At 34.2% G+C, this 24,844-nt stretch carries 38 protein-coding genes; 26 read left to right on the top strand and 12 right to left on the bottom strand.

The window, feature by feature from the left end:
• Positions 1 to 11 precede the first annotated feature (11 nt).
• On the bottom strand, positions 12 to 1,997 hold the full coding sequence (locus ACE3RB_RS10495; RefSeq protein ID WP_374464181.1) for a urocanate hydratase: 1,986 nt from the start codon (positions 1,995 to 1,997) through the stop codon (positions 12 to 14).
• A 228-nt stretch (positions 1,998 to 2,225) separates the two neighbouring features.
• On the opposite strand from ACE3RB_RS10495, the gene ACE3RB_RS10490 reads away from it, so the two are divergent.
• Entirely contained in the window at positions 2,226 to 2,663 is a 438-nt protein-coding gene (locus ACE3RB_RS10490; protein WP_374464180.1) for an endonuclease domain-containing protein, read from the top strand.
• 111 nt (positions 2,664 to 2,774) lie between these two features.
• Here the strand turns inward: ACE3RB_RS10490 and ACE3RB_RS10485 are convergent, their stop codons facing one another.
• The 3 genes from ACE3RB_RS10485 to ACE3RB_RS10475 all read right to left on the bottom strand — a co-directional run bounded on the left by ACE3RB_RS10485 (position 2,775) and on the right by ACE3RB_RS10475 (position 4,442).
• Entirely contained in the window at positions 2,775 to 3,068 is a 294-nt protein-coding gene (locus tag ACE3RB_RS10485) for a hypothetical protein (protein WP_332387577.1), read from the bottom strand.
• A gap of 49 nt (positions 3,069 to 3,117) precedes the next feature.
• On the bottom strand, positions 3,118 to 4,104 hold the full coding sequence (locus tag ACE3RB_RS10480) for a 2-hydroxyacid dehydrogenase (RefSeq protein ID WP_374464179.1): 987 nt from the start codon (positions 4,102 to 4,104) through the stop codon (positions 3,118 to 3,120).
• A 74-nt stretch (positions 4,105 to 4,178) separates the two neighbouring features.
• A complete protein-coding gene (locus tag ACE3RB_RS10475) occupies positions 4,179 to 4,442 on the bottom strand; it encodes a hypothetical protein (RefSeq protein ID WP_002977995.1) in 264 nt (87 codons plus the stop codon).
• A gap of 600 nt (positions 4,443 to 5,042) precedes the next feature.
• Between ACE3RB_RS10475 and ACE3RB_RS10470 the strand changes: the two genes are divergently transcribed.
• Positions 5,043 to 5,279: a hypothetical protein gene (locus tag ACE3RB_RS10470; protein ID WP_374464178.1), complete on the top strand. Its 237-nt coding sequence runs from the start codon at positions 5,043 to 5,045 to the stop codon at positions 5,277 to 5,279.
• Here ACE3RB_RS10470 and ACE3RB_RS10465 read toward each other — a convergent pair.
• From ACE3RB_RS10465 to ACE3RB_RS10455, 3 genes are read right to left on the bottom strand one after another with little or no spacing between them, the layout of a single operon-like run.
• Complete coding sequence (locus ACE3RB_RS10465; RefSeq protein ID WP_374464177.1) at positions 5,239 to 5,574, bottom strand: hypothetical protein; 336 nt, start codon at positions 5,572 to 5,574, stop codon at positions 5,239 to 5,241. The two genes, ACE3RB_RS10470 and ACE3RB_RS10465, sit on opposite strands and share 41 nt — an antisense overlap.
• A gap of 18 nt (positions 5,575 to 5,592) precedes the next feature.
• On the bottom strand, positions 5,593 to 5,832 hold the full coding sequence (locus ACE3RB_RS10460) for a hypothetical protein (RefSeq protein WP_374464176.1): 240 nt from the start codon (positions 5,830 to 5,832) through the stop codon (positions 5,593 to 5,595).
• Positions 5,833 to 5,837: 5 nt separating this feature from the next.
• Positions 5,838 to 6,650 carry a helix-turn-helix domain-containing protein gene (locus ACE3RB_RS10455; protein ID WP_374464175.1) on the bottom strand — a complete coding sequence of 271 codons (813 nt, stop codon included), beginning with the start codon at positions 6,648 to 6,650 and terminating at the stop codon, positions 5,838 to 5,840.
• 114 nt (positions 6,651 to 6,764) lie between these two features.
• Between ACE3RB_RS10455 and ACE3RB_RS10450 the strand changes: the two genes are divergently transcribed.
• From ACE3RB_RS10450 to ACE3RB_RS10385, 14 genes are all read left to right on the top strand, one after another.
• On the top strand, positions 6,765 to 6,998 hold the full coding sequence (locus ACE3RB_RS10450) for a hypothetical protein (RefSeq protein ID WP_374464174.1): 234 nt from the start codon (positions 6,765 to 6,767) through the stop codon (positions 6,996 to 6,998).
• A complete protein-coding gene (locus ACE3RB_RS10445) occupies positions 6,995 to 7,243 on the top strand; it encodes a hypothetical protein (protein ID WP_374464173.1) in 249 nt (82 codons plus the stop codon). The genes ACE3RB_RS10450 and ACE3RB_RS10445 overlap by 4 nt, the downstream gene beginning before the upstream one ends.
• 57 nt (positions 7,244 to 7,300) lie before the next feature.
• Positions 7,301 to 7,672 carry a hypothetical protein gene (locus ACE3RB_RS10440; RefSeq protein ID WP_374464172.1) on the top strand — a complete coding sequence of 124 codons (372 nt, stop codon included), beginning with the start codon at positions 7,301 to 7,303 and terminating at the stop codon, positions 7,670 to 7,672.
• A gap of 193 nt (positions 7,673 to 7,865) precedes the next feature.
• Positions 7,866 to 8,066: a hypothetical protein gene (locus tag ACE3RB_RS10435; protein WP_374464171.1), complete on the top strand. Its 201-nt coding sequence runs from the start codon at positions 7,866 to 7,868 to the stop codon at positions 8,064 to 8,066.
• 97 nt (positions 8,067 to 8,163) lie between these two features.
• Positions 8,164 to 8,472 carry a hypothetical protein gene (locus ACE3RB_RS10430; protein WP_374464170.1) on the top strand — a complete coding sequence of 103 codons (309 nt, stop codon included), beginning with the start codon at positions 8,164 to 8,166 and terminating at the stop codon, positions 8,470 to 8,472.
• Between the two features lie 246 nt (positions 8,473 to 8,718).
• Positions 8,719 to 9,858, top strand: coding sequence for a hypothetical protein (locus tag ACE3RB_RS10425; RefSeq protein ID WP_374464169.1), 1,140 nt, complete (start codon positions 8,719 to 8,721; stop codon positions 9,856 to 9,858).
• Positions 9,859 to 10,035: 177 nt separating this feature from the next.
• A complete protein-coding gene (locus ACE3RB_RS10420) occupies positions 10,036 to 10,311 on the top strand; it encodes a hypothetical protein (RefSeq protein ID WP_374464168.1) in 276 nt (91 codons plus the stop codon).
• On the top strand, positions 10,301 to 11,026 hold the full coding sequence (locus tag ACE3RB_RS10415) for a lambda exonuclease family protein (RefSeq protein ID WP_374464167.1): 726 nt from the start codon (positions 10,301 to 10,303) through the stop codon (positions 11,024 to 11,026). Before ACE3RB_RS10420 ends, ACE3RB_RS10415 begins: the two co-directional genes overlap by 11 nt.
• A 1-nt stretch (position 11,027) precedes the next feature.
• A complete protein-coding gene (locus ACE3RB_RS10410; protein WP_374464166.1) occupies positions 11,028 to 11,300 on the top strand; it encodes a hypothetical protein in 273 nt (90 codons plus the stop codon).
• Between the two features lie 179 nt (positions 11,301 to 11,479).
• The gene (locus ACE3RB_RS10405) at positions 11,480 to 11,926 is read left to right on the top strand and encodes a hypothetical protein (RefSeq protein ID WP_027378149.1); all 447 of its coding nucleotides are present in this window, start codon (positions 11,480 to 11,482) and stop codon (positions 11,924 to 11,926) included.
• On the top strand, positions 11,926 to 12,351 hold the full coding sequence (locus ACE3RB_RS10400; protein WP_374464165.1) for a hypothetical protein: 426 nt from the start codon (positions 11,926 to 11,928) through the stop codon (positions 12,349 to 12,351). The genes ACE3RB_RS10405 and ACE3RB_RS10400 overlap by 1 nt, the downstream gene beginning before the upstream one ends.
• A complete protein-coding gene (locus ACE3RB_RS10395; protein WP_374464164.1) occupies positions 12,351 to 13,073 on the top strand; it encodes a hypothetical protein in 723 nt (240 codons plus the stop codon). The genes ACE3RB_RS10400 and ACE3RB_RS10395 overlap by 1 nt, the downstream gene beginning before the upstream one ends.
• Positions 13,074 to 13,340 carry an HNH endonuclease gene (locus ACE3RB_RS10390; protein ID WP_374464163.1) on the top strand — a complete coding sequence of 89 codons (267 nt, stop codon included), beginning with the start codon at positions 13,074 to 13,076 and terminating at the stop codon, positions 13,338 to 13,340.
• Positions 13,330 to 13,539: a hypothetical protein gene (locus tag ACE3RB_RS10385; RefSeq protein ID WP_374464162.1), complete on the top strand. Its 210-nt coding sequence runs from the start codon at positions 13,330 to 13,332 to the stop codon at positions 13,537 to 13,539. The genes ACE3RB_RS10390 and ACE3RB_RS10385 overlap by 11 nt, the downstream gene beginning before the upstream one ends.
• 179 nt (positions 13,540 to 13,718) lie before the next feature.
• Here ACE3RB_RS10385 and ACE3RB_RS10380 read toward each other — a convergent pair whose 3' ends face one another.
• The 4 genes from ACE3RB_RS10380 to ACE3RB_RS10365 are packed head-to-tail and all read right to left on the bottom strand — an operon-like array spanning position 13,719 to position 15,364.
• A complete protein-coding gene (locus ACE3RB_RS10380) occupies positions 13,719 to 14,015 on the bottom strand; it encodes a hypothetical protein (RefSeq protein ID WP_374464161.1) in 297 nt (98 codons plus the stop codon).
• Complete coding sequence (locus tag ACE3RB_RS10375; RefSeq protein ID WP_374464160.1) at positions 14,012 to 14,608, bottom strand: hypothetical protein; 597 nt, start codon at positions 14,606 to 14,608, stop codon at positions 14,012 to 14,014. The genes ACE3RB_RS10380 and ACE3RB_RS10375 overlap by 4 nt, the downstream gene beginning before the upstream one ends.
• Entirely contained in the window at positions 14,598 to 15,074 is a 477-nt protein-coding gene (locus tag ACE3RB_RS10370) for a hypothetical protein (RefSeq protein ID WP_374464159.1), read from the bottom strand. Before ACE3RB_RS10370 ends, ACE3RB_RS10375 begins: the two co-directional genes overlap by 11 nt.
• Positions 15,071 to 15,364, bottom strand: coding sequence for a hypothetical protein (locus ACE3RB_RS10365; RefSeq protein WP_374464158.1), 294 nt, complete (start codon positions 15,362 to 15,364; stop codon positions 15,071 to 15,073). Before ACE3RB_RS10365 ends, ACE3RB_RS10370 begins: the two co-directional genes overlap by 4 nt.
• An 84-nt stretch (positions 15,365 to 15,448) precedes the next feature.
• Between ACE3RB_RS10365 and ACE3RB_RS10360 the strand changes: the two genes are divergently transcribed.
• The 10 genes from ACE3RB_RS10360 (at position 15,449) to ACE3RB_RS10315 (ending at position 23,405) form a co-directional block, all read left to right on the top strand.
• On the top strand, positions 15,449 to 17,011 hold the full coding sequence (locus ACE3RB_RS10360; RefSeq protein WP_374464157.1) for a hypothetical protein: 1,563 nt from the start codon (positions 15,449 to 15,451) through the stop codon (positions 17,009 to 17,011).
• A 3-nt stretch (positions 17,012 to 17,014) separates the two neighbouring features.
• Positions 17,015 to 17,485, top strand: coding sequence for a hypothetical protein (locus tag ACE3RB_RS10355; RefSeq protein ID WP_374464156.1), 471 nt, complete (start codon positions 17,015 to 17,017; stop codon positions 17,483 to 17,485).
• A 9-nt stretch (positions 17,486 to 17,494) separates the two neighbouring features.
• Complete coding sequence (locus ACE3RB_RS10350) at positions 17,495 to 18,082, top strand: hypothetical protein (protein WP_374464155.1); 588 nt, start codon at positions 17,495 to 17,497, stop codon at positions 18,080 to 18,082.
• 43 nt (positions 18,083 to 18,125) lie between these two features.
• The gene (locus tag ACE3RB_RS10345) at positions 18,126 to 18,701 is read left to right on the top strand and encodes a hypothetical protein (RefSeq protein WP_374464154.1); all 576 of its coding nucleotides are present in this window, start codon (positions 18,126 to 18,128) and stop codon (positions 18,699 to 18,701) included.
• Between the two features lie 81 nt (positions 18,702 to 18,782).
• Complete coding sequence (locus ACE3RB_RS10340; RefSeq protein ID WP_374464153.1) at positions 18,783 to 19,064, top strand: hypothetical protein; 282 nt, start codon at positions 18,783 to 18,785, stop codon at positions 19,062 to 19,064.
• 303 nt (positions 19,065 to 19,367) lie between these two features.
• Positions 19,368 to 20,513 (top strand): hypothetical protein, encoded by a 1,146-nt coding sequence (locus tag ACE3RB_RS10335; protein WP_374464152.1) that lies wholly within the window; start codon positions 19,368 to 19,370, stop codon positions 20,511 to 20,513.
• Between the two features lie 31 nt (positions 20,514 to 20,544).
• Complete coding sequence (locus tag ACE3RB_RS10330) at positions 20,545 to 20,793, top strand: hypothetical protein (protein ID WP_374464151.1); 249 nt, start codon at positions 20,545 to 20,547, stop codon at positions 20,791 to 20,793.
• 490 nt (positions 20,794 to 21,283) lie between these two features.
• Entirely contained in the window at positions 21,284 to 21,754 is a 471-nt protein-coding gene (locus ACE3RB_RS10325) for a M15 family metallopeptidase (RefSeq protein WP_374464150.1), read from the top strand.
• A gap of 177 nt (positions 21,755 to 21,931) precedes the next feature.
• Positions 21,932 to 22,849, top strand: a complete 918-nt coding sequence (locus tag ACE3RB_RS10320; RefSeq protein ID WP_374464149.1) for a T9SS type A sorting domain-containing protein — start codon at positions 21,932 to 21,934, stop codon at positions 22,847 to 22,849.
• Positions 22,850 to 23,147: 298 nt separating this feature from the next.
• Positions 23,148 to 23,405 (top strand): plasmid pRiA4b ORF-3 family protein, encoded by a 258-nt coding sequence (locus tag ACE3RB_RS10315; protein ID WP_374464148.1) that lies wholly within the window; start codon positions 23,148 to 23,150, stop codon positions 23,403 to 23,405.
• 141 nt (positions 23,406 to 23,546) lie between these two features.
• Here the strand turns inward: ACE3RB_RS10315 and ACE3RB_RS10310 are convergent, their stop codons facing one another.
• Positions 23,547 to 24,692 (bottom strand): tyrosine-type recombinase/integrase, encoded by a 1,146-nt coding sequence (locus ACE3RB_RS10310; protein ID WP_374464147.1) that lies wholly within the window; start codon positions 24,690 to 24,692, stop codon positions 23,547 to 23,549.
• Between the last annotated feature and the right edge of the window lie 152 nt (positions 24,693 to 24,844).

The following is a 24,844-nucleotide window of genomic DNA, read 5'->3' as shown; positions in this document are numbered from 1 at the left end:
GAATTTATATATTACAGTAAGTTTTCGTCTACAAGGTTTGGCAGGGTCACCTTCAGGTTCGGTTCTGCTTCCATGGCTCTTTTGATAGCGAAAATAGCACCTTCGTTTCTTGCCCAGCTTCTTCTTGAAATTCCGTTGTTTACGTCCCAGAAAAGCATAGACTTCAGTCTTCTGTCGGCATCATCGCTTCCGTCAAGAAGCATTCCGAAACCACCGTTAATCACTTCTCCCCAGCCTACTCCGCCACCATTGTGAATGGAAACCCAGGTAGCCCCGCGGAAACTGTCACCAATCACATTGTGAATAGCCATATCTGCAGTAAACCTTGAGCCGTCATAGATATTGGAAGTCTCTCTGTAAGGAGAATCTGTTCCTGACACATCATGGTGGTCTCTACCTAATACCACAGGTCCTATCTCTCCGTTTTTAATAGCTTTATTGAAGGCTTCTGCTATCTTCATTCTTCCTTCTGCATCTGCATACAGGATTCTTGCCTGGGAACCTACCACCAGTTTATTTTCCTGTGCTCCTTTGATCCACTGGATGTTGTCTTTCATCTGCTGCTGGATTTCTTCAGGAGAGTTCTTAATCATTTCTTCCAATACGGCACACGCAATATCATCCGTCTTTTTCAGGTCTTCAGGGTTTCCGCTTGTACATACCCAACGGAACGGCCCGAAACCATAATCAAAGCACATTGGTCCCATAATATCCTGAACATAGCTCGGATATCTGAATTCTCTTCCTAATGTCGGATTTTCTGCCATTACATCAGCCCCTGCTCTGGAAGCTTCCAGTAAGAAGGCATTTCCGTAATCGAAGAAATAAGTTCCTTTTGCTGTATGTTTATTGATAGCTGCTGCATGTCTTCTTAACGTTTCCTGAACTTTTTCTTTGAATAATTCAGGGTTTTCAGCCATCATTATATTTGATTCTTCAAAGCTTTGTCCCACCGGATAGTAACCACCTGCCCAAGGATTGTGAAGCGAAGTCTGGTCTGAACCGATATCAATTCTCAAATCTTCCTGATCGAATTTCTCCCATACATCCACCACATTTCCAAGATAAGCCAGAGAAACAGTTTCTTTGTTAGCCTGTGCTTCTCTTACTCTTTTTACCAGTGCATCAAGATCTTCATGAATCTCATTCACCCATTTCTGATCATAACGGATTTTGGTAATTTTCGGATTCACTTCGGCACATACCGTCACACAGCCGGCAATATTGCCGGCTTTTGGCTGGGCACCACTCATTCCCCCTAATCCTGAAGTCACGAAAAGGCCTCCTTTCGGTTCTTTTCTGATCTTTCTGAAAGCATTTAAAGCTGTAATCGTTGTCCCGTGAACAATTCCCTGAGGGCCAATATACATATAACTTCCTGCCGTCATTTGTCCGTATTGGGTAACGCCTAATGCATTGAATTTCTCCCAATCATCAGGTTTTGAATAGTTTGGGATCATCATTCCGTTTGTAACCACCACTCTCGGTGCATCTTTATGAGAAGGGAACAAGCCCATCGGATGTCCTGAATACATCACCAATGTCTGTTCATCACTCATTTCGGACAGATATTTCATTGTCAGCAGATACTGTGCCCAGTTAGAAAATACGGCTCCGTTTCCACCATAGGTAATCAATTCGTGAGGATGCTGCGCTACCGCATAATCCAGGTTATTCTGAATCATCAGCATAATCGCTTTTGCCTGTTCAGATTTTCCGGGATAATCTGTGATCGGTCTTTCTTTCATTTCATAATCCGGACGGAAACGGTACATATAGATTCTTCCATAATCTTCCAGTTCCTGCTTGAATTCAGGAATGAGTTCTGCGTGAAATTTAGGGTCGAAATAACGTAAAGCATTCTTCAATGCCAGTTTTTTCTCTTCTTCCCCTAAAATTTCTTTACGCTTCGGAGCATGGTTGATATTGGTTTCGTATGGTTTCGGTTGTGGCAGCTGATCAGGAATCCCCTGCTGTATCTGTTCTTGAAATGTCATATTACTATTTAAAGGTCTATGTTTTTAAACAATGTTTGAAGTTTTAAAGATATTCAAATTAGGAAATATAGGCAAGGGGTGAAGGGAAGAATGGTTTAAGTTGTAAACCAGTCACCATTTGATATTAAATACTATATTTGATAAATACACCTCAATTCCCCTCCATTGGAGGGGTGGATTCCAAGTTGATAACTTTGGAAGACGGGGTGGTAAAAAATAAACACAATCATGAAAGAAATCCTTACCGTTATCAATGGAATTCCGATCCGTAGGAATTTCGTTGAAAATCTTCCCTATAATCCCTATTTAAAAGCATTATTAAAAGAAAAACGTAAAGCCCATATTTTAGGTGAAGTGATATTCTGGAAGAAAGTCCGTGCAAAAACTTTTCACAAAATTGATTTTGACCGACAAAGAATAATAGGAAATTATATTGTTGATTTTTATGTAAAAACACTGGGGCTAATCATTGAGATTGATGGGTCCAGCTATGATGAGAAACAGGTTTATGACGGCATAAGGGAGGAGTATCTGGAATCTTTAGGCCTGTTTTTTTTCAGAATAAGTGATTTTGATGTGAGGAATAATCTAAGTGCTGTAATGAAAGAACTGGAGAATTTTATTGTATTGCACTTTGGAACCACCCCGTCTTCAAAAATTCTTTAATTTTTGAATCCACCCCTCCAAAGGAGGGGAATTGCCATTACCCTATTAGCCGTTATCCAACATAAAAAAACCTTACTAAATTCAGCAAGGTTGGTTTATTATCGTAAAAATTTAAGTTAAAACATCATCATTTTCCTCTTCATGGTCATCCTCATTATCGCTGAGACTCCAATAATTATTTTCTTCATCTTCCTCCCCTATTTCTTCCATCTCATCATCATCTTCTGCACCGGGGATATCCAGCCCCTTATCAATTTTATCTTCATCAAAATCCTCATCTAAAACAGGATTTCCGTCTCCGTCAAGCGGAATATGTTTTTCTTTTTTGAATATATCTTCGTTGGGGTTATAATCCATCTGTTCCAGCTTTCTGTTTTGCTCATTAATATTGTTTTCTGGTGCCATAATATTACGATTTAAAGGTTTCTGTAATCAGAACAAAAATAATTCCAAGTTAGGCTGAATGATTAGAATAAACTTCAGGGTTGGCACAATTTGGCATTTTTTTGTTTTCTGCAAAAGCAATGATATTTCCTGCAGCCAGTCTGGCCATTCCGTTTCGGGCCTCAACAGTAGCAGAGCCGATGTGTGGAAGAATGCAAACGCTGGATAGCTGCAGAATGGGATCATCCGCAGCCATAGGCTCAGGGTTGGTAACATCCAGACCGGCTCCCCATATTTTCTGATCAACCAATGCATGATACAAATCTTTTTGATTGTGAAAGCCTCCTCTGGCAGTATTGATGAAAATAGCATTTGGTTTCATCTGTTTAAAAATAGACTCATTAAACAACTCTTTATGTTCCGGGGTAAAGTTGGCATGAACACTCAACACATCTGAGTTTCTGATCAGGTCTTCAAAAGAGACATAAGTGGCTCCCAGCTCCTGCTCTGCTTCTTCATTATGATGACGGTTATGATAAATGATATTCATTCCAAAGGCTTTCTTTGATTTTTCTGCCATTTCATATCCGATACGTCCCAGTCCAAAAATCCCCAGCGTTTTTCCATAAAGTTCCTGTCCCAAAGCGTGCAAAGGATCAAATGCTCCCCAGCTTCCCTCTTTTACTTTCCCGAAATTGTAGCTTGCTCTTCTTGCTACTGCCTGCATGAGTAAGAAAGCGACGTCCGAAGTCGCCCGGCTCAGTACATCCGGGGTATTCCCTACCGGAATATTTCTAAGGGTGGCTTCTTTAATATCTACATGGTCAAATCCTACAGAATATAAAGCAATGGCTTTAACGTCCGGGCAGGCTTCAAAGAAGTTTTTGTCATATTTAAATTCTGTTCCAATACTTAAAATAGTATCAGTATTTTTACAGTAATTCAGCCATTCTTCATAAGACAGATTTTCTTTTTCCGGGAAAATTATTTCGAGACCAGCTTCTTCCAGCATTTTAATTCCTGCTTCCGGAATTCTTTTATTGATAAAGACTTTCATTATGATGGTTTAATGGTTTTCAATAAAAAACCTCACTCGCAAAAAGTAAGGTTTCTGAACTTTAATATTAAAAATTATTTCTTTTCATCTGAATGGTTTTTATTCTTCTCCCAGGCTTCCGAAGCAATTTCCTGAATCTCAGCCCAAACTTCTTTTGCAGATTTCTGAGCCTGCGCCATAAATCCCTGCTTGGTAGCTTCCTGATTCCTCTTTTTCATGTCGCTGATGTAATCTTTTACCTGCTGTGAATAGCTTTCTACACTGTATCCCGGGTTATTGTGCAGGTTTTTCTGAAGATTACTAAAATCATGTGACGCTTTGAATCTGTTCGTATCCATAATAGTAAGATTTTAGTGATTGGGTTCTGATGTGAATCCAATTTTCATTCCGAAATCAGTTAAAATATTTTAATTTTAGTTTAAACTTTTTGAATTTTATTCGTAAAAAAAACGGACCAAATAGTCCGTTCTCGTTGTTATATTGTTTTTGCAATGTCATTGGTGTTTGAGGCCATTTTTATTTTTGACTGATTTTTTATCCTTGTTGATTTTCAATACTTTGCGAATTGATTAATTATTATTTTCTACTATTTTTTACACTTTTTTGCACGATACTTTGCACGATTAGAACAAACACAAAACCTTTATTTAAAAGGGGTTGTTGTAATTCCGAATATGAAATTTGCATCGATATTATATAGCTTTATTATTATTTCAATCTGTTCTGCAGTAAAATGATATGATCGATTCCGTTTATCTTGATTCTTAACATTAGAGAACCAGGATTTCGGAATTCCAGTTTCTTCATAAAATTCTTTTATATATTCAATCTTCCCGTTGTTTTTAAGTATTTCAGGAAGTTTCAATATTTGGCGATCAGATGTTAACATTTAGGTTTAACTTAGTTATACATTTAGTATATTTGTAAAAATTATTATTATGGAAAATCAATCTAAAAATATAGATCTAGGAACCTTTACTTGGAATATGGAAAATAGCAGTCAAGAAAAAATGGATAATGATTTAAAGATTGCTATTCTCAACTTTTTAGCTTCTTCTTCCAATCCATGGATTAATGCAGTTAAACCAAGATTTAAAAGTGAAAAACCTATATTTGAAGAAATTTTTTACTATATCAAGAACCTTCCGGCAATTCGTGAGGTGGTAGAAGAATAGGAATAGTAAATTTAACTTTAGATACATTTTCCATACTTCCTGAATAATTTCCAGATAAGATCTGCAAATTAATACCTCCCTTGGTATTTTCTGAACTTAATATAGATGCTTCAATTTCTACTTTTATTGCTTCTTTGTAATCATGCATAGATCCTTTTCCGCCGCCATTTAATGCCTGATCTCTCGTAGGATTTATGATTGTTCCTGTTTTATGCTCATTTACTTCGATTTGAGCACTATTCACTCCTTTCTCAATTTCTAAAACTACAGTTTTTATAAACTCATTTAGTTCCATATATTTTTATTATTTAAATTAATGTATTTCCCAGTCTTTGTAACCTTTATTTTTTAACTCTTTAATCTTTTCATTAAAAGATATACATTTACTAAAATCATCAAAAAGCGGTACTCCTTTGTGTTTATCAAATAATTCTTGCTTTTCTTTATCTGATAATTCAATATTATTTTCAGATACTTTATTGTAGTACATTTCAAGAAAGTAAACAGCATTATTTTGCACTCTTTTATATTCTTCTTTAAACTTTTCATCCATATCGTTTAAAATTTTCTATCGACTAATGCTCTAACGACTAATATTTTATTGACTTTTTCTATTTCTAAAGGAAAATCAGGAAACTCAACTTTATCTTCATTATCTGATGAACACCAGATTTCACCTAGTTCTTTATAAATTAACCTTTTGAATATTATTCCCCTTGCATTATGCCAGATGCAATAAATCTTATCTTTTTTAAAGAAGTTTTTTTCAAGCCAAAATAAACTACTTATCTCTTCGCATCTCAACCAATCTCCTGGTTGTATTTTAGGAGGCATTGAATTGCCGTCTACTTCTATTCGGTAAAATACACCCCTGTATTCCGGTTTTACTTTGACTACAGTTTTCTGTAATTCCTCAATCATTTCTTCGGGATAGAATTTGGAAGCCATCCCTGCTTGTCCTTTCCAAGGAACTTTATATTCTATTGCGTCTATCAGATCATCATCGTTAATGATTCTTGAAGAAGGTTCAGGATTAGAATTTCTTTTCTTTCTTAGTTCTTCTAATTTTTTATAGGTATCTTCTTCTGTAATACGTTGTTCCGGCTCTGGTAAATGAGAAAAGAAATCATCTTCTTTCAAATCTTTTGCATCATTTGAGGTAATAGTATCATTTGGATTTTCATTATGTAAATTAATTAACAAATCAGAGAATAATTTGTTAATTATGTCAAATTTTGTTTCTGGTATTTCCCCGCCATTTTCGTAAGAATTGACAGTTTGTCTTGATACTCCTAATAATTTAGATAGCTTTTCCTGCGATAATTTTGCTTTTTTCCTTGCTTCTCTTAAATTTTTTGCATTGATTTTCATTTAGTTATATTTTTAAAAGTAAAATAATTGATATTAAATTTCATTTAGTCAAATATTTGACATAAATTTATCGTATCAAAACTTTGCAACAAGCAAACAAAGATAGAAAATATTATGAACAAAGCGGAAAACATAAAGAAAATATTCATAGGTCTAACAAATGACCGTAAAGAAGATGTGAAGTATCAGCTTCATAAAGAATTTGGAATTTCTACAGAGTCAATAAAAAATCTTTGGTTCTATGATGCAAAAATCCCAAAGAGTAAAATTGACCGTGTTCAAGAGGTTGTGAAAGCAAAAATGCAAGAACAAATCAATGAAGCACAAAACCTAATTGATGTGATATGAAAGCTAAAAGCAATAAAGCCAAAATTGAAGCTCTGCGGGTGAACATTTGGAAGCTTGGGGAAAAGATAGACAAACTATTTAAAGAATGTGAATTAATGAAATATGAATTAGACACATTGGAATCTATCGAGAATAAAAACAGTAACAACGGAGTGGAAGCCGTAATTGATCCCCAAAGAATCCTAACCCGCCGAGGTTCAAAAGCAAAAAAACTTGCATTGGCACAAGCAATAAATGGAAAATAAAAAAAGCCACCTGCGCTAACAGATGGCGAGATTAATTCATCAAAAAAAATTTTAGAAATGAGATATTCTACGACAAAAGTACAAAAAACAATTTTAGGAAGAAGAATTAAATCCTTCGAGTTTTCAAAAAAATATTACTGGGATTTAAAGAAAAACTTTACAAAGGGCTTTATATGGCTAGAAGGCAAAACTTTAATAGTGATTGAGAAAGGTAAATTTTTCATTCTCAATTCTGAAGGTAAAAAGAATGGTTTCATTATTAAAGGCTCAAAGGAATATAGAAAAATCAAAAGGATGATTGCAAACTGGTTCAGACAATATAAAAATCACAGAATTTTCAAATATGGTGATGGCTATTTAACAAGAAAATCTCCCAATAAAAAATTTTATCAACCTTCAAAAATTAGCATTTATGAACATACTGCTTGAAAAACAGAAACTCTGCAAAGCGCAAATAATTATTGAACTGATCGAGAAATTTGAAGAAAGAATTGACAATATGCAAGGATGGATAAATGGGGATTTATTCCCGTAACTGGAAGAGACTTGAAAAATTTACAGTTTGCAAAACAAGGCAAGGCAAGACTTGAAAACTACTATAACTCTTTAATAAAAACTGATTATGGATTTTAACACCTATTTACAAATGCCAATTAAAAAACGAGTTGAATTCATTCTTACTCCAATAGAAAATATTTTCAGTGCTCCTCTGTGGCAAGAGAGGTTGAATACCGCTATTACAAAATACTCTCCTTTGGCAGTATCATTTGACAAACAACTTATCAATGAATATTGGACGATTAAAAAACAAATGAAAAAATGAAAACATTTAAAATTCTTGTGGCTATGATAGAAGTTGAGAGTCACAAAAAAATAAAGCAAACTAAACCACTTTACAATTAACAACTAAAAATAATACAATGCAGGAATCAGAAAAAAATAAAAGAGGAAAAAAGGATTTTACAAAATTTGGAGATAACCCTTTGGTAGTATTTGAATTGAATTTTAATAGTAGCTACCCGGATTTCCCGAAGAATAAAATAAGTATGGAAAATATCATACTCTCACCCCAGGCATATGCTAAGGTGATTGAAAAGTTAGAGGAGATGGCACAAATAATAAACTATTACGCTGATAATCCTGAAGAATCAGGACGTGAAGATGTTAACGAAATAACTCTTCAATCATTTGCAGATGCTGTGGAGAAAGGGGCTCGTTTTCCTTTATAAAATCATCTTTAAACTTTTTAAGAGTTTCATTAAAAATATCTAATTGCTCTTTGTTCAAAGTAGCTGTAAGAGCTCCAATTCTACATGATAGAGCAGCAAAACTAAGCTTAATAGTTAAACCAAAATCAGAATTATTCATATCACTATTATTTAAGGTTAGAGTTCAAATATAGTGATTTTCCGGAAAGGCATACATCGGGGTTCAAGTCCCCGACCGGATTAATAACAACAAAAATTTCAAACTAAATGAGTAACCTATTACAAATCGAACAATTCGATGCCAAGCAGCTTCCAGAGCTACAGGGAATGAAAGAAAAACAACTTCAAATTGTCAAAGAAAATCCATTTGTGGAAATCACTGACAATAAATCTTACGAAGAAGCAAAGAAAGCAAGAACAACACTTGTTACTGCAAGAACTGAAATTCAGAACCAAGACAAATTAATTGCTTCAAAAATTAAAAAATTCCGTGAAGCTGTTGCCGGAGTAAGTGAAGAACTTATTGCAATCACCAAGCCACACGAAGACAAACAACAGTCTGAGGTTAAAAGATGGGAAGAAATCAAAGAACAGGAAAAGCAAGAAAAAATACGTCTGGAAGAAGAAAGAAAATCCAAAATCAGAAGTTTTATCAACTCAATTATTGATGAAGCTCTTGAAAAAATCAACAAACTATCATTTGATATGATCGGATCATTGAAAGTTGATTTTGAGGAAAATCTATATAAAACAGATGTTGAACAGTTTGAAGAATTTGAACTTGATTTCAATGAAAAATTAATTCAGGTTAAAAATGCCTTTTCATCTAAAATCAAAACACTTGAAGAAGCAGAATCACAAAGGCTTGAAAACATAAGACTGCAGGAAGAAAAAACAAAATTGGATGCAGAAAAAGCAAAAATCGAAGCTGATCGAAAGGCAGAAGAAGAACGAGCAAAAAAGGAACGTGAAGCATTAGCTGCTGAAAAAGCGAAACACGAAGAAGAGCTAAAAGCCAAAGACGAAGAAGCACGAAAACACCGTGAAGCAGAAGAAGCAAAGTTGAGAAAAGAGCGTGAAGATATTGAAGCTGAAAAGGCTCGTTTGGCAAAGATCGAATCTGATCGCATTGCAAAAGAAGAAGCAGAAAGAAAGGAAAAAGAAGATGCAGAACGTGCCGAAAAGGAGAAAGCAGAAGCAGAAGCAAAGGCAAAAGCAGAATCGGAAAGACTTGAAGCCTTAAAGCCTGAAAAGCAAAAAGCCGTTGAATACATTCAAAGTATGAATTATTCCAACCTTGAACCTAAAATCACTGATGAACTTTTAAAAGTTGAATTTGAAAGATGTTTAGAAAGAATAAGTGATGCAATTTCTGATTCAATTTCAGTAATAAAAAATTTCAAATAATATAAAATCATACTACAATGTCAAACGAAAATCAAAATTCAGAACAAAAACCGGAATTATATCCAAAGAACGGTGAAATCACATTTATCATGCCTTCAACAAATGCTATTGGCGCATTAAAGAATGCTGATACTAACAGAAAGTTAACAGTTTCATACCAGAAAAAGGAAGAATGGATTGCCGAACAAGGAAAGCCAGTTGAATGTTTCTTTCTTGGGTTTAAAGAAGCAACAGACGGCAAAGGAAATACTTATTTCCTCGCAAAATTACACGATGGAGCAAAAAGCCTTTGTTGCTGGTCAAACAGTTCTTGTACAAGCGTTAATGAACACACAAATCGGTCAAGGTGTTCGGATCACATGTACTGGATCAACAAAAACAACAGGTGGAAATAATATTCCATTATTTGATGTTGATGAATTAAATATAAATCTTTTCGACAATGCTGACTAAAGATAACATTGTTGTTGATTTTGAAGCATTAAGAGCCGAACACGAGGCGGCTCTTGCTTCAATAGAGAAATCAACAGAAGCAGAAAAGAAACGAGAAGAATGGTTTAAATCAAGACTTGGAAAATTTACTTCTTCTGACCTTGGGAAATTAATGACTTATGAAGATAAGATCAACGAATTACCTAAAGGAGCATTGACATATATCGAAGAAAAAGCACTTGAAATCCTTACAGAAGGACAATGTGTAAAACGATTTTCAAATGATTCAATGGATCGTGGAAATGAAAAGGAACTTGAAGCAATTGAGGTGTTTGAACAAAAGTATGGTGTTAAATGTTATGCTACAGGAGAAGATCAAGAATTTGTTGAATTGTGTAGCTACTTTGGGGGTACACCTGATGGGCTAATTATGGATGAAGAAGGAATTGAGGTTAAATGTCCTGATTCAAAAACACATCTTTTCAGACTAAAAAACGTAAAAACTGAACAAGATTTAAAGAAACATGAAACCAAAATTTATTGGCAGATTCAAGGAAACTTACTGACAACAGGTCGAAAGAAATGGCACTTCATTGACTATGATGATCGATTTACAAAAAAAGAATTACAACTACATGTGGTCGAAATTAATAGGAATGAAGAAGACATTCAGAAAATCAAAACCCGCCTTAAAATGGCAGAAAATCAAAAACAAAACTTTTTAAACAATTGGTAAAATGGAAAATTCTAATAAACCAATATACCCACAAATAGGAAGTACAGTAAACAATGAAAACCAACTTTCAGAAGTATATACAGATGAAAACCTTCGAGGTATAACCAAGCGAGAATATTTTGCCGGATTAGCAATGCAAGGTTTGATGGCTAACAATAACAGCTGTTCAATAACACACATTGTTGAAATGTCAATAAAAACAGCTGATGAACTTTTAAAACAGCTTGATCGCAAAAATGATAATCTACTACAAGAGGATAACAACTTGGCATAAATGGCCCGATAACGACCAAAAAGATGAAGATTACATTTTGTTTTCCAAAAGTCTCAAAAAGTTTGATAAGAATGTAATTGAAGGTGTGAAATTCAATCCAGACACTTCAATAGAAGAAAAAGAAAACTTTCTAAAACAACACTTAAAAATTAAGAAAGTAACTGTAAAAAAGATTTAATATGATTTTCGATACTTCCATACCTGAAATGAAAAAGAAAGCAATCAACAGAATAAAGCACTTACTTGATAAGAATGCAAAGATTGAGGTTTTGGAAAAAAAGAAAAACCGGACCTACAGCCAAAACAATTATTTGCACTTAATCCTGGGATGGTATGCACTGGAATATGGTGATACACTTGAAGAAATAAAACAAGAGCATTTTAAAAAGATTGTAAACCCAGGAATTTTCAAAACTGAATTCATCAACAAAAAAACTGGCGAGGTCCGTGATCGGTGGAGAAGTACCAAAGAACTCAACACCGAAGAAATGTCACTTGCAACTGAAAGATTTAGAAACTATTCAATGAAGACTTTAAATCTGTATTTACCAGAACCAAAAGACATTGTTTATCTGGAAGAAATCGAAAATCAACTTGAACAACATCAAAACAAAATTTATTTATAATGGATAAAACCCTTTTTAAAAACATGACGCCAAAGGACCGTGCTGACAATCTTCAAGCAATGGCGCATTCAACAGAGGAAACAACGTATTTCAAAGCGTTGACACAAGAGGAATTGGATCTCAAAAGAGAAACATTAACTGACAATGAAATCAAACTTTCAAGATTGGAAATTGAAAAGAAAAATTTTGTTGCAGCAATCAAAAAGAAAGTCGATCCAATAATTAAAGAAAAATCTTCTTTAATCACAGCTATCGAAACAAGACATGAAGAAATTGAAGGTGTATTGTATCACGTAGATGACCAGGACGAGGGTTTAATGTATTCTTTTGATGCTAATGGTGAATTCATTTCTTCAAGACGTTTAAAGCCAGATGAAAGGCTTGGATCAATGTTCAATATTAATCAACAACAAAAAATTCAATAATGGATCAAAAAATCAATTTAAACTTTCAAAGTGCTTCCGGTGAAACTTCAACATTATTTATCGGTGAAGCAAATACACCAAAAGAACCAACAAAATTAATTGTATCAGGTAACTTTTCTGCAGTTGGAAATTTTCTAAAAGTAAAATTAGAACAAGCAAACAGTTTCCAGGAAATTAAACCAGAAAACGCAATTGTAACTTGTGATGTTGACAATTTATCAATTAAGTTGGAAACCAACCCAAATGATGAATATGGAACTGTCATAACTGGAAAAGCTGAATATTCAAACGAATTAAAAGAATTCGGGATTAACCAAAGTAAGTTTTTCAGACGGGAAGAACTGATTAAAATTCTTCGTTACAACAGACGGTTTTTCCCCAATAAAGAAGAAAACGCAAAACTTCTTTCATCATATCAGAACTTTACCGCATCTGTAAAAAAAGACATTGCTGAAAATTCTGATATGAGAGGAAATATTGCAAGAAATTTCAACAAACAGATTAAAACAGATATTGCAGAAACATTTGTTTTACAGATACCAATTTTCAAAGGTGAACAGCCTGTTTCTTTTCCTGTTGAAATATGTCTTGAAGATAATGACAGTGGGGTAAGATTCTGGTTTGAAAGTGTTGAACTTGCTGAATTATTGGAGATTAAAAAAACTGAACTATTTCAACGTGAACTTGAATATTGTAAAGGACTTGCAATAATTTATAAGTAAGTGGAAAAACACACAAAGGTTTACCTTGAATTCTTTCCTTCTCATTCCGGGTTCTACCATTGCGAAATATGCTATAAACAAGCAACCGAAATTCATCACATTCAACGGCGATCTGAGTTCGGGAGTAAAACAAAGCATTTGCAAGATCAAATTGAAAATCTTATCGCATTGTGTAGGACCTGCCATGAGAAAGCACACGCTAATATTTACACAAAGGAATTTCTAACAGAAATACACCTAAAAACAATGAAAATCTATGAAAGTTAAAGATATAAAGCTAAACGAAGAAGTAACCATGAACGGCTTTAAATACATCTACAAAGGTGTAAATAAAATAAGAATGTCAGGTTACTGGGTTCAGAAGGTTGTTTTCAAAGGTTTGGAAAACGTTCCAGACAAACATTTTGATCTTCCGGTTGGTAACAAAGACATCAAAGATCTGAAAATTGAAATTGAAACACAATGATAATCCCGAATATCATCATTAGGATATTCATTCCTAAGAAAAACAGAATATTAAAAACTCATTGGTAAAATGGCAAATAGAAAATATTTAGAAAAGTTAAAAGATCCTTCTCGTGTTTGCAAATTCTTGTGTTTCCTGACGGATTTCAAGAGACTTTTCCGCAATTGTTTGTTCGCTCATTACTCAAAGGTTTTATCAAATGTTTTATCAAATATTTTGTAGTTGTCATCATCGTTTTCAGGATCACAATAGCAACTTTGGTTGTAAACAACATCTTGCAATTCCTGTATATTCATCATTGGATTACCATCAATTAAAATTTCATTTGGATCTAAATTGTCAAATAGTACTGAACCGTTTAAAACACTTGAAATTTTAACCTTTCCATTACTTTTTTTCAATACATAGTATGTCCGTTTGTAAAAATCAATATTGGCAGTAAACCGTGTATTTGTTATTATTTTGAAATTTGTCATTTTCTAACTGTTGAAAATTTAATCCCAGATAGTTTTTTTGTTTTTCCGCAAGAACATGATCCGGTGCATCCGCAATTAAGTTTGCAATTACAGTCATCAAACTTTGGATAAGAGTTTTTATTTGCACACAAAAAGCCATGAAAGCTTTCAAATGCTTCTTTTCCCATATTCCGATATTTATCAGACAATGCCCGAATATCTTTCATGTCTGTGAAAGAAGAAAAGTCATTTTGCTTTCTGACAGTTCCGTTTGCCGTATCATTAAACTGATTCACCAATAAATACCTGGCATACGAATAATAAACCCAAACTCTCTTTAAACCAAGATTCTGTTTTAATCTTCCTCCGCAATCGGTGTATGTTCCACCACAAATGATTTGCTGATATTTTTGATAATTGGGATCACTCTCATTCAGATTCCAGTTTTCCAGAACATCATGCACAAAATCAAAACAAAATAGAGGTATCAGATCAAATGTTTTTGCTTCTTCAATGGCAACACATAGTTTTGGTAAACTGCAGTGTTGAGCAACCTGACCGATGCAATCAAAATCGGGTGTTGTTAAATAATTTGTTTGGTTACTACAATTCATTTCCTTCTATTTTTTCAGGTGTTCCAAGCAACCCTTCAAGGGTATCTTTGTTTACTTCATTTAAATTTAAAAAATCAATAATTTCTTCTTTATTTAAAGTAAGTTCACGAAGTTTTGTAAATTCTGATTTTGACAAAATTTGCTTTGCTTTTTTCCAAAACTGTCCTATTTTCCCACTTGTACTTTGTGAAGATTTAAAATTCTCCCGGGCAGAAATTTCAACATTTAACCGTTTATTTTCCCATCCATTTGCTGTTTGTTCAAATTTCGCTTCAAGGGTCGCTTCAAGGGTCGCTAAAGCAACCCCATTACAATACATAAGCACCCTTTTAAGATCGTTTGGAATAGCTCCATTCTGATGTTGATAAATTAACAGATCAATATAACATGCTCTTTCCTCTGGCAACATCATTCTTGTCCCTTCATAAAAATCTTTGCTGTAGAATAGAAATGCTGGATCTTTCATTTTATTTCACTCAAATAATTACGAACAAGTGCCTTCATCTTATCCTCATTTGAAAATAAGTCCCTAATTGCATAAGCTGTTACTTCTGCGCAGTTTACCACATACATATTATCAAACCCTTCTGACAATACAAATAAATCACTGGATAAAAACCGTTTAGATTTAATACTTCTTACAAGAGTATTTTCAGCTTCTTTTGAAATTGAACTTTCATGTTCGTGACAGTTTTCACACAGTGTAATGAGTTGTTCCGAAGGGGTTTCCCAAGGATTATATCCATGATAGTTCATGTGATGCACGTGCAATGTAGTTTCTGTATCCTGACACATCTGACAGGTGAATTCATCCCTTTGGAATACTTCAAGTCTTAACCTTTGCCAACGAGGAGGGTTGCAAACGTTTTAGATGACATCAATGAAACAAAAGCCAATAAATCTGATGTGGCTCAAAGCTTTATTGACCAAAATCAGAATTTACAAAATCATATCAGCGATCATAATAATCCGCATCAAGTTACCAAAAGTCAAATTGGATTAGGAAATGTTGACAATACATCTGATCTTGACAAACCTATATCCACCGCTGTACAACAAACTATTAATGCAATAGTTAATAATTTTAATGGTGGTTTAGCTAACAAAGTAGACAAAACAACAACAACCATTACAGCCCCGGATGCAACGTTTAAATATGCTTACATCTTTGATGATAATAATGATGTCAGAAGGATGTTGGCTGGTGATTTGGGTAAAAACGTTGCTAATTCTGCGTTAACATCTGTTGCCGGTGCAGGGCTTAGTTTAGGAGCGAACTGGGCTATTAATACGTCAGGATTCTACTACTCAATAACTGGATTAGCTGACGTTTCAAATGATTCAACCTTCAATACTGTTTTAACTCAAAATTCAGCTGGAAGAGTTGCAAAATCAAACGGAAAAGGAGTTTTTGTTGCATTACCAACACTACTTTCTGATGCTGAAAAAAATACTTGGAAAACTGCAATGAATGGTGGTTGGAGTACCGGAACAATGAGTGTAGCGATTATATCTCCTCCAATAGTAGATATTACTGACAAACCTTATTGGATCAACCTCAAAGGGGCAAACCTTAATTTACCACCTACAAGTTTTAAAGTTGAACTATGTACTGTAAGTAGTTTATCGGCGGCCACAGCCACTGTTGTTGCAGAAATTCCGGCATCACAGGTTCAGTTGTATACTAATGGAATTGATTTGACATTTTATTATAATTTTAAAGATATCCCTGTAGGTGAATACAAAATAAGGTTATGGAATGGTGTAGCGTATTATCTAACAAGTTTCACATTGAGTGTAGTTACACAAGTTGTAAGTGTTGATTTAAACAATATTACCTGGTCAAGAAAAATTTACAATGATACAGTATCTCCTGTAATAATAGAATCAGGAGCTTCGGTAAGCTACAGTTCAGACAGCAATGTAAAAGCAATGGCAGATGATTCATCATTTGTCGCAGCGAGAAAAACAAACGAATTAGTTGGAGATGATGAAGATTTCTATATGACCGTTGAAATTTCGGGAAGTACATCTACCGTTACTAATGGAAACGGATCAATGATGCACTTTATTGGCTTGGTTAATTCAGCGAGTCCTGTTGACCTATTAAACCAAACTGTTGTTAATGTAAGGGCACAACAAAGATACTGGTATCCATTCACAATATTTTTCCCTGACAACTCACCAAGTTCTTTAGTGCATAATATTCCAAGTCCTTATGGTTTGACAGCAATTTTTATTAGAAGGACTGGGAGCTGGACTGTCATCATTACTTATAATAATCAAACATTAATTCATACAAAAAATGGATATACAGGACCTGTTTCATTCGGAATGTATAATCAGAATACGGCGGCAGCTACTGGCATCAGTGCAAACATTGTGGAACTTTATAAATTTTAAAACATGAACGAACATTTAAACATCCCAATAGATATACAAAATATAATCAATGAAATAGTAAATGTTGATTTGAATTTTGTTGAATTACCACTACAAGAACACCCGAAATTACCACAGTTCAACAGAACGATCCGAGTTTTAAATATTGAAGCAAAATCGGAGCAACAATTTATTGTTTTTGTTTACAAACAAGTTTTGAAAGATAAAAAAACAGGTGAAGAAATTAATATTAAACTTCCTGCCCCTGAATGGGTTATTTATAAAGAAACATGGTCTTATCTGCGAGGAACAAATAATTTACCTGTCGAACTAACATTGAAAGATGATAAAGGGAAAAAAGATCTGGTGAAAGTTCCAAGTTATAAATATATGATTTGGTTAATGAAAAACAATAAAGCAGGGTTTTTACAATTAATAGAAAGTTACCTTGATAGTTTCATCAAAGCAAAACAAACCGAATTAGACCGAATTTAAACAGCAATCATGAGAAAAATATATTCAAAAGGTAATTATTTATACATTGTTTTTCCTGATGGAAATGAATATATAAAACCTAAAAAAGAAATTTCACTTACACGTGTAAATAAAACAGATTATTTTGATTATCGCACAACAGATAGTGAATATAATCGCACATTTGAATGGAATGAATTTTATAAAGAGGATGGTTCACCATTTACTAGCGTTGAAGAATTTGAAACATTTGTAACGGAGAATACGGGAAATTTTAAGTCGGGGTCGGGACAGACCCCTGACCCCCAAGCTTCCGAAAACATCCCTAAGGTTATTTCTTTGAGTTTAAGTGATATTGGTGCCACGAGCTGGGGTGATGATATAAAAACACTTCTTGCTCAGCATATTAACTCGCTGGGTATAGATATTAATGGTTCTGAATTGTACTTTTTTGAATTAGAGGGAGATGATGGATCGGCTGTCCCATCTGATGTGGTAACGTCAGTGTCGGCATCTCTGACGGATGATTCGGAGTTGAATATTTCTTATACCACAGCAAAAGGAACTGTGGTAGAAAATAAAGTCCCCCTTAACCCACTAGAAGAAACCGGTTGGTAGTCAATCGGTATTATATATTTTTTAATCATTAATTTTTTTAATTATGGCAAATTTGCAAATTTTTAAAGTAAACGCTCTTCCTGAAGGAGCAGGTCTTGTAGCTAACGCTATTTACTATGTAAAGAACGGAGGCAAATTCGATGTTTACGTAACGTCATCAGCTGGTGTAGCAACACTTCAAAACGTTGTTACAGAAACACAGGTAAACACGATTGTATCTCAAGCAATGGCGAATGTTAATTCAGCTACAATTGTAACAAATATTGCAGAAAGAGATGCGCTAATTCCTACTTTGAACTCTAACACATTTGTTTTTGTTCAAGATGCGTCTGCTGATGCGACAGTTGATGCAGGAGCGGCATTGTACTTATTCAATAATGCAAATGATACGTTCATTAAGGTATCAGAGTACGAAAGTATGGACTTGAATATTTCCCTTGATTGGGCAAATATTACAAACAAGCCAACAAGTACTGTTACACAGATTGATTCTGCGGTTGCTACTGCCCACACCCATGCTAATAAAGCTCAATTGGATAAGATTGGCGAAGATGGGACAGGTGCTTTAACTTATAACGGTCAAGCAGTTTCAGCTCAATGGGCAGCTACGCAGTGGTAGTATAAGTTAATTAACGGGTCTTAAACCAATTCCTCCCTTGTATAACTTATAAGGGAGGTTTTTAAAAACAACAATTAAAATATGGCTGATTTAAAAAGATATAAGGTAAACCAACTCCCTACTAATTTCTCAAATGATGAGATATATTTTGAGAAAAAAGGAGATACAGTTCAAATGTACATACCGAATAATACCGCAAGCGAATTACACCCTATTGCATCTGTTATTAAAATATATGATAATCATCCCGACTCTCAATCTTTGATAGAAGGTGTTCAATGGTATTTAAGAAAGCCTTTAGCCTATGACTTTTGCACTTATATTGATGGTGAAATTCGTTTAATAGCAGTAATACCTAGATAGATCATGAAAAAGAGACAAGTATATGTTATTAAAGATCAGGGAAAGGGCGTAGTTTCTGGGATTACGGCAAATAATCTCTTTGCTGTAAGCGAGGATTCTACAATTGTTGTAGGGGGCGGTTCTGTAGAAACCGATCCTATATTTACAGCCTCTCCAGCTTTTAGCATTACAGAAGCGGATAAGACCCTATGGAACGATAAAAACTACAATAATTTAAGTAATCTTCCTGATTTAAGTTTAAAGGCTGATTTAGTAGGAAGCAAAGTTCCAGCAAGCCAACTTCCAAGTTATGTTGATGATGTTTTGGAGTATCCTACTTTGTCAGGGTTTCCAAATCCGGGAGAATCCGGTAAAATATACGTCGCTTCAGGCTCTAATAAGCTATACAGATGGTCAGGAACTACATATATTGAGGTTTCTCCAATGGGATATGTACCTACGTTATATCCAAAGGTCAAGATTTTGGACTATACGCAGGATGCTACGAATTATATATTAAGAGTATCATCAACTCAATCAGCTCCGGTAAATGGGTATATAGGTCCTTTTTTTGAAGTTGTTATACATTCCGCAAGTTTAAAGGCTCAGAACATCTCAATTGTGGAGGATTCTGTTAACCAGTTTACTTATTCGTCAACGGCATATCAAAACCTAGGACGAGTAACATCAATATTAATTCCTAAAGCATCTAATACATCTCCTGCCTGGAATAATGACATCGTGGGAATAATGGTTATATTATTAGGTGTTGATAGTGCTGATGGAGGAGCTAGTTCACCATTTAATCCTAGAAGACTTGCAGTTGACATGGACTTAATAGGCAACATTAAGCCTAAACAATCACAACTTGTATCAGGGGTTAATATTAAAACCGTTAACGGACAGTCACTTATTGGATCAGGAGATGTCACAGTAGGTTCAACAGGAAGTAGCACCGTAGGAGATATTAAATCATCTCTTGTTACATCAGATCACTCAGGTTGGGTAAAGCTGGACGGAAGGCTTATAAGCTCTCTTACTTCGTCTCAACAAACGGCCGCTAATACTTTAGGCTTTACAGTAAATATTCCTGATGCTACCAATTCGGTGCTTATGCAGAATGGAGGAACATTAGGAGGTGTAACCGGAAGTAATACCAAGACCATTGCCGTAGAAAATCTTCCAACGGATGCCATTACGACATCTAATGAGGGTGATCACTTTCATGAAACGGGAGAAGAAGGAAGATACTATGATAATCCAGACTTTAAAACTATAGGAGATTCTTTAGTTAGACATTATACTTTGAATCAAAATTCAAACGTAAGCGGTGGAAGTACAGATGCTGTAAAAACGTCCGCTAATGGATCACATTCACATACTATTCAGCTTAATAACGCATCTCAGGCTGGTCTGGACGTAACTCCTAAATCATTAAGCGTCAACATGTTTATATATCTTGGGTTATAAGGGTAAAATTAAAATATAAAATTAAAAAGAAATGAAAAAAATACTATTGCAAACAGTTTCAGCTTTAACAGCGTTGGGAGCTATTATAGATACTCATTATGGAATGTTAGAAGAATTAGGCATAAGCTCAGGAGTTTCCGCATGGATAAAGGCTGCTGGAATTGTATTAACCGCCGTGCTTCCTTCTGTTGTTGGAAAGAGTGGAAAAAGAAATAGATTATCCAGATCTAATAAAAATAAAGGAGGAGACGGAGCCGTGCTTCCAAATCAAGGGTTATAATGGTCAAGTTAAGCGAAACTCCATTATTGTTGCTGCTGATTTTCACATTGGTGTATGCTGTAATTGGTGATCCTTCTAACAACCTGTGGAGTGGTTTCTATTTTGTAATTAATTACAGCATACTGCTTATGCTTTTCTTTCAGAATAAAAGCAGGCTAATTCGGAAAATAGGTATATCTCTTTCTGTATCCCTGCTTATATTTTCTTTTATGAAGTTTTTTATGGAATGGAACTATGATAGGGAGTACAATATTGTCCCTTTTATCATATCCATAGTAGGTATAATTTTAATTGAGAAAAGAAATGGCAGAGTTTAAAGAGAAATTATTTGATGGTGTAACTTATCTATTTACTGGGGCGGGAATAATAGCTAACTGGGAGTCATGCGAAAAGTTTATACTATTTGTTGGTGGTTGTATTCTACTCGCTCTACAGATAAGACTTCATTTGTTAAAAATAAGAAACGAAAGAAAGGACAAAAACAGATAACATGAAAACAATAGCGCAGTACATTTCAAAATACGGAATTCCGAATGAAACAGGGAAAGGGTATCTTGTATCTATTGATCTTCCATATCCAATGCGGATTGCGTGGGATGTCGAAAAATCAGTAAAAAAAATATCCTGTCACAAAGATATTGCTGAACCTTTAAAGACTGTTCTTAATGACCTTTTGAGTGTTTACGGCTATGATAGGATAAGGGAATTAGGTATTGACCTGTACGGAGGGTGTTTTAATTTTCGAAAAATGCGTGGTGGGTCAAGTTATTCCGTTCATTCGTGGGGGCTCGCAATAGATTTAGATCCTGAAAGAAACCAATTAAAAGAGACTTCCCAAACCGCAAGATTTGCCCGGCCAGAGTATAGGCCGATGATTAATATTTTTTATAAGCACGGCTTTGTCAGTCTTGGTCGTGAGAAAAATTACGACTGGATGCACTTTCAATGGGAGAAGTTTTAAATAATCCCAATTCTAATTATGGCAAATTCGACATAGTTAGGAATACTCATGTATTCTCCAATAAAGAATCCTCCGGGAAAATTTCTCAAAATGAAGCATAGAATAATATCTATTTTTATTTAATTATTTTAAATCTATTAATTATTTTACTTACTTTGTAAAATTAAAATCATCAAAATGAAAAAACATTTATTATTGATCCTGGGGATTATTCCTTCTATAGCATTTAGTCAAACAATTGGCGCTTTTATTGCTCCGGGAGAATTTAGAGAGTTTATGAGTCATAATCTTGGAGCAGACACAAATCTTGATCCATTAAGTCTTTCTCAGGGAATTCACGGAGCTAAATACCAGTGGGGGAATAAAAATCCTATTCTAACTCAGGCGCAAGATCAGGCAAACAGTGGTTCTATTGTGGGATGGAATACTACTCCTGCTCTAGATAATTCTTGGATGGATGGGACAAAAACAGCAAATGACCCTTGCCCTGATGGCTTCCGTGTGCCAACAACAATAGAATGGCAAGGAGTTATAGATAATAATACCAAGACATACATTGGATCTTGGACTAGTGGTCCTGATAATTATGATAGCGGAATTAAATTTGGAGACTTTCTATTATTACCCGCTTCTGGGCAACGCCTAAGTACTTTTGGTCAGCTTGATTTAAGGGGAGGTAATGGGAACTATTGGAGTAGCAGTATAGGAAGTAGTATATATGATGCATATTATTTAAACTTTGCTAATTCTCTTACTCAAATTATACATAGAAGACGCTCTCATGGTAATAGTGTACGTTGTATTAAGGAATTGCCGATTCTTTCTACTCAAGATATTAACAAAAATAAAAGCTTAGGGATTTTTTTATATCCTAATCCAGCTAATTCAGAGTTCTCTATTACGCAAACCGGTGCGTCTAAAAAAGGTCTAGGGAAAGTTAAAGTAGAAGTTTACGACTTATTGGGGAAACTTTTACTTAAGGAAGAGGATAAAGAAAAAGTTTCGGTTAACAGCCTGTCTAATGGTGTGTATTTAGTGAAAATATCAACCGCCGACGGAAAAACTCAAACTGAAAAGCTTGTAATTGAAAAATAAATTATCTTAAAATAATTAAAAATTTTCTATGAACTTGTTTAAAGTTTTCTAATGAAAATACAACAAAAAGTTAAGAGATGTAAATCTTTCCAATGCTTTTCTTTGGTTTCATAGCGGATTAATAATGAACTTGTTTAAAGTAAAAAGAAAGAATTTTTAATATATTTAATATATTTTTTTTCATCATTTGCGTTTTAACCCCCTGATATTGCGGGAGGTTTTGGTTTACAGATAACCAACTGTGCTTTTATTTTTTTTTCATACATTTGGAAATACAATCTAATTCTAAAACAAGATTATGAGCGAGATTGTACAACTCAAAATTATTTTAAAAGGGACAAAGCCTCCTATTTGGAGAAGATTACTTATAGAGAATACAGCTACATTCGAAAACCTTCATTATGCTATACAAATGGCTATGGGATGGGAAAACAGTCATCTTTATGAATTTGTGATTGATAAGCAAAATACGATTACAGAATTAGATACGGATACGATGGATGATGATATGCCATCAGCCAAGAAAGCCACCCTGAGAAAAAAAAAGACTATTTAGAGTGGCTTGGGAGTGAATATGATCTTAAATATTTTGATAAAGAGCAAGTCAACCAAAATTTGTCAATGATATAAATTACTAAATTCCAATACTATATTTTTCTAATGCAATTTAGCCCTGAATTATCAGGGCTATTTTATTTTAAATGCAAATATCAATATTTTTGTTTTTTTCAACTTGCTGCATTTCGTAATCTACTGCATATATTTTTGTGGTTTTTTCGTTCGTATGTCCTGCAAGTTCTTTTGCTGTTGCAATACCATATACATTTGCAACGAGATTCAAATAAGAATATTTTAAAGCATATCCTGTTATCTTTAATCCCGCTTTTCTTAAATATTTTGCCGAAAGATCATACAGGCTGTTTGCTTTAACAGGTACATCATTTGGCAGCTGATTATGACTAAACAAATATTGTCCTGGTTTTGCTCTATCATAAATTATTTTCCAATATTTGAAGGAATTTAGATTGATAGCTCGCATTGCTCTTGTATGTTTACCACCTTTTAAAAGGTGAATCCAAAAAATACTTTTTTCAAGCTCAACATCTTCTTTTTTTACTTTTGCCATTTCTTCAAACCTACATCCTGAAAATAAAAATATGTATAAAAACATGTAAACATTAAGATTCATGTGTTGTATTGAATGGAATTTATTCCAATCTTCTTGTGTTCTGATAATTTCTTTTTTCGCAGATTCATGTGGTAACTTTGATATACCTCTTACAAAATTTACTTGGAAAATATCAAGTTCCGTAAAAAACGTAAAACATGCCGACAAGTGAGATTTTGTTTTATTGATCCGGTAATTACTATGTTTATCATTTTTCATATAAAGAAGTAACTGTTTAATATCACCTTTTGTAATGTCTTTAATTTGCTTCATGTGTAATCCCAGCTTAGTAGCATATTTTGTGATATGTTTCATTGAATTTTCCATATCTGTTCTGGTGGTTTCAACACAATCTTTAGATTCAATACAAATGTTACAAGCTGTCAAAAATAAAGTAGATGGATTTACCAAATTTAAACCAGAATTATCATTATATTCTTTCGTTTTAGGGTTATATCCTCTTTCCAGCATATAAATTTCATCTTCAATAAGGCGCTTTGTTTCTTGCACTCTTAAAGCATGATCTTTTATGTGGTTCATGCCTTTGAACGTGGCTTCTTGTTCAACTCCTTTTGGATCAATAAATATGTAACGAACAATCCAATTTTTCAACACAGATTTTTTTGAAGTCTCCCAATTTTTGGGATAAACCTTCATGTTAGAATAAGATTTCATTTTTGCACGATTTTTTGCACGATTGAAATCTGACGAGAATAAAAACAGAATTTAAAAACTCTGCAAACCTTTTGTGGAAGAGGGTTTGCAGAGAATGTTGTACCCAGGACCGGGATCGAACCGGTACTCCTAAGAACTGGTGTTTGAGACCA

This window comes from Chryseobacterium sp., assembly GCF_041914225.1.
Classification (GTDB): domain Bacteria; phylum Bacteroidota; class Bacteroidia; order Flavobacteriales; family Weeksellaceae; genus Chryseobacterium.
Note: the sequence above shows the minus strand (reverse complement) of the source record. Positions and strands in the feature narration are given on the sequence as shown.

Coding starts and splice junctions, on each gene's coding strand:
- ACE3RB_RS10495 (WP_374464181.1), bottom strand. CDS start 1,997: ATGACATTTCAAGAACAGATACAGCAGGGGATTCCTGATCAGCTGCCA.
- ACE3RB_RS10490 (WP_374464180.1), top strand. CDS start 2,226: ATGAAAGAAATCCTTACCGTTATCAATGGAATTCCGATCCGTAGGAAT.
- ACE3RB_RS10485 (WP_332387577.1), bottom strand. CDS start 3,068: ATGGCACCAGAAAACAATATTAATGAGCAAAACAGAAAGCTGGAACAG.
- ACE3RB_RS10480 (WP_374464179.1), bottom strand. CDS start 4,104: ATGAAAGTCTTTATCAATAAAAGAATTCCGGAAGCAGGAATTAAAATG.
- ACE3RB_RS10475 (WP_002977995.1), bottom strand. CDS start 4,442: ATGGATACGAACAGATTCAAAGCGTCACATGATTTTAGTAATCTTCAG.
- ACE3RB_RS10470 (WP_374464178.1), top strand. CDS start 5,043: ATGGAAAATCAATCTAAAAATATAGATCTAGGAACCTTTACTTGGAAT.
- ACE3RB_RS10465 (WP_374464177.1), bottom strand. CDS start 5,574: ATGGAACTAAATGAGTTTATAAAAACTGTAGTTTTAGAAATTGAGAAA.
- ACE3RB_RS10460 (WP_374464176.1), bottom strand. CDS start 5,832: ATGGATGAAAAGTTTAAAGAAGAATATAAAAGAGTGCAAAATAATGCT.
- ACE3RB_RS10455 (WP_374464175.1), bottom strand. CDS start 6,650: ATGAAAATCAATGCAAAAAATTTAAGAGAAGCAAGGAAAAAAGCAAAA.
- ACE3RB_RS10450 (WP_374464174.1), top strand. CDS start 6,765: ATGAACAAAGCGGAAAACATAAAGAAAATATTCATAGGTCTAACAAAT.
- ACE3RB_RS10445 (WP_374464173.1), top strand. CDS start 6,995: ATGAAAGCTAAAAGCAATAAAGCCAAAATTGAAGCTCTGCGGGTGAAC.
- ACE3RB_RS10440 (WP_374464172.1), top strand. CDS start 7,301: ATGAGATATTCTACGACAAAAGTACAAAAAACAATTTTAGGAAGAAGA.
- ACE3RB_RS10435 (WP_374464171.1), top strand. CDS start 7,866: ATGGATTTTAACACCTATTTACAAATGCCAATTAAAAAACGAGTTGAA.
- ACE3RB_RS10430 (WP_374464170.1), top strand. CDS start 8,164: ATGCAGGAATCAGAAAAAAATAAAAGAGGAAAAAAGGATTTTACAAAA.
- ACE3RB_RS10425 (WP_374464169.1), top strand. CDS start 8,719: ATGAGTAACCTATTACAAATCGAACAATTCGATGCCAAGCAGCTTCCA.
- ACE3RB_RS10415 (WP_374464167.1), top strand. CDS start 10,301: ATGCTGACTAAAGATAACATTGTTGTTGATTTTGAAGCATTAAGAGCC.
- ACE3RB_RS10410 (WP_374464166.1), top strand. CDS start 11,028: ATGGAAAATTCTAATAAACCAATATACCCACAAATAGGAAGTACAGTA.
- ACE3RB_RS10405 (WP_027378149.1), top strand. CDS start 11,480: ATGATTTTCGATACTTCCATACCTGAAATGAAAAAGAAAGCAATCAAC.
- ACE3RB_RS10400 (WP_374464165.1), top strand. CDS start 11,926: ATGGATAAAACCCTTTTTAAAAACATGACGCCAAAGGACCGTGCTGAC.
- ACE3RB_RS10395 (WP_374464164.1), top strand. CDS start 12,351: ATGGATCAAAAAATCAATTTAAACTTTCAAAGTGCTTCCGGTGAAACT.
- ACE3RB_RS10385 (WP_374464162.1), top strand. CDS start 13,330: ATGAAAGTTAAAGATATAAAGCTAAACGAAGAAGTAACCATGAACGGC.
- ACE3RB_RS10380 (WP_374464161.1), bottom strand. CDS start 14,015: ATGACAAATTTCAAAATAATAACAAATACACGGTTTACTGCCAATATT.
- ACE3RB_RS10375 (WP_374464160.1), bottom strand. CDS start 14,608: ATGAATTGTAGTAACCAAACAAATTATTTAACAACACCCGATTTTGAT.
- ACE3RB_RS10370 (WP_374464159.1), bottom strand. CDS start 15,074: ATGAAAGATCCAGCATTTCTATTCTACAGCAAAGATTTTTATGAAGGG.
- ACE3RB_RS10365 (WP_374464158.1), bottom strand. CDS start 15,364: ATGAACTATCATGGATATAATCCTTGGGAAACCCCTTCGGAACAACTC.
- ACE3RB_RS10355 (WP_374464156.1), top strand. CDS start 17,015: ATGAACGAACATTTAAACATCCCAATAGATATACAAAATATAATCAAT.
- ACE3RB_RS10350 (WP_374464155.1), top strand. CDS start 17,495: ATGAGAAAAATATATTCAAAAGGTAATTATTTATACATTGTTTTTCCT.
- ACE3RB_RS10345 (WP_374464154.1), top strand. CDS start 18,126: ATGGCAAATTTGCAAATTTTTAAAGTAAACGCTCTTCCTGAAGGAGCA.
- ACE3RB_RS10340 (WP_374464153.1), top strand. CDS start 18,783: ATGGCTGATTTAAAAAGATATAAGGTAAACCAACTCCCTACTAATTTC.
- ACE3RB_RS10330 (WP_374464151.1), top strand. CDS start 20,545: ATGAAAAAAATACTATTGCAAACAGTTTCAGCTTTAACAGCGTTGGGA.
- ACE3RB_RS10325 (WP_374464150.1), top strand. CDS start 21,284: ATGAAAACAATAGCGCAGTACATTTCAAAATACGGAATTCCGAATGAA.
- ACE3RB_RS10320 (WP_374464149.1), top strand. CDS start 21,932: ATGAAAAAACATTTATTATTGATCCTGGGGATTATTCCTTCTATAGCA.
- ACE3RB_RS10315 (WP_374464148.1), top strand. CDS start 23,148: ATGAGCGAGATTGTACAACTCAAAATTATTTTAAAAGGGACAAAGCCT.
- ACE3RB_RS10310 (WP_374464147.1), bottom strand. CDS start 24,692: ATGAAATCTTATTCTAACATGAAGGTTTATCCCAAAAATTGGGAGACT.